General features: G+C 33.5%; 2 protein-coding genes and 1 pseudogene. All 3 read left to right on the top strand.

What is annotated here, in order from left to right; translation table 11 throughout:
* Positions 1–84, top strand: a pseudogene (locus IDG60_RS22385) (hypothetical protein); the annotation flags it as partial.
* A complete protein-coding gene (locus tag IDG60_RS13200; RefSeq protein WP_000447709.1) occupies positions 72–368 on the top strand; it encodes a DUF4176 domain-containing protein in 297 nt (98 codons plus the stop codon). The pseudogene IDG60_RS22385 and the gene IDG60_RS13200, both read left to right, overlap by 13 nt.
* A 332-nt stretch (positions 369–700) precedes the next feature.
* Positions 701–1,731 (top strand): NAD(P)/FAD-dependent oxidoreductase (locus IDG60_RS13195; protein ID WP_206160778.1); only part of this gene is annotated, 1,031 nt, incomplete at its 3' end.

Raw genomic sequence — 1,731 nt, 5'->3', positions numbered from 1 at the left:
GAAGAAGAGATGATTGACTTGGAAATGCGAAGGAATGTTGAAATTGAGACGGTGACAAAGGAGGAAAATAAATGGAAACAATAGGAAGCATTATTTATTTAAAAGAAGGTTCGCAAAAGTTAATGATTATTAATAGAGGACCAATTGTAGAAATTGAAAATCAAAAGTATATGTTTGACTATTCTGCATGTAAATATCCGATTGGTGTTGTGGAAGATGAAATTTATTATTTTAACGAAGAAAATATAGATTCAGTTATTTTTAAAGGTTATTCTGATCAAGATGAGGTTAGATTTCAAGAGTTGTTTGAAAATATGAAACAAAATTTGGATAGTGAAATACAACGTGGAGAAGTTACACCACAATAAAGAAATACTTTATCTTTATTGGGGAGACGACGAAATAAGTTTTGTAAAAATATGATTTATGTCTCACCGCCAAAATGTTATCTCCAAGTACTGAGGCTGGATGATACCATTAAATGTCATTCATAATCATTTGAACTAACCGTAGCATCCTTAAATTTAATAAAAAAGACACATACCAACTTCCGAAATGTAGATGAATTCTCTACAATAACGGAAGTTTTTCTTTTAATATTGAAATTTCTTAAGGATAGGTCTATACTTTATAAATCGTAATTATTACGATTTATAGTCAAAAACAATAACTTGAAATAGATCATTGAGGGAGTGTTAATATGCAACATCATAAAGTGGCTATTATCGGTGCCGGTGCTGCAGGTATAGGTATGGCCATTACCTTAAAAGATTTCGGTATAACAGATGTCATTATTTTAGAAAAAGGAACAGTAGGACATTCATTTAAACATTGGCCGAAATCGACCCGTACGATCACGCCATCATTTACGTCTAATGGATTTGGCATGCCTGATATGAATGCAATTTCCATGGATACTTCACCAGCATTTACATTTAATGAAGAACATATTTCCGGAGAAACATATGCTGAATATTTACAAGTGGTTGCCAACCATTACGAGCTGAATATCTTTGAAAATACAGTTGTCACAAATATATCTGCAGATGATGCATATTATACGATTGCAACGACAACAGAGACATATCACGCGGATTATATCTTTGTCGCAACAGGTGATTATAATTTCCCTAAAAAGCCATTTAAATATGGTATTCATTATAGTGAAATTGAAGACTTTGATAACTTTAATAAGGGGCAATATGTGGTTATCGGAGGTAATGAAAGTGGCTTTGATGCTGCATATCAACTTGCAAAAAATGGCTCTGACATCGCACTTTATACTAGCACAACCGGTTTAAATGATCCGGATGCTGATCCTAGTGTTAGATTGTCACCTTATACACGTCAGCGACTAGGTAATGTCATTAAGCAAGGTGCTCGCATCGAAATGAATGTACATTATACAGTTAAAGATATTGATTTTAACAATGGACAGTATCATATCAGTTTTGATAGCGGACAAAGTGTGCATACGCCTCATGAACCAATACTAGCAACTGGCTTTGATGCAACAAAAAATCCAATCGTTCAACAATTATTTGTGACAACAAATCAAGATATTAAATTAACAACACATGATGAATCGACACGTTATCCGAATATTTTTATGATTGGTGCAACAGTTGAAAATGATAATGCCAAATTATGCTATATCTATAAATTCAGAGCGCGATTTGCAGTACTTGCCCATCTTTTAACACAGCGGGAAGGCTTACCAGCTAAACAAGA

The sequence above is a fragment of the Staphylococcus sp. EG-SA-2 genome (genome assembly GCF_017152085.1).
This window is presented reverse-complemented; position numbering and strand designations above follow the sequence as displayed.

Coding starts and splice junctions, on each gene's coding strand:
- IDG60_RS13200 (WP_000447709.1), top strand. CDS start 72: ATGGAAACAATAGGAAGCATTATTTATTTAAAAGAAGGTTCGCAAAAG.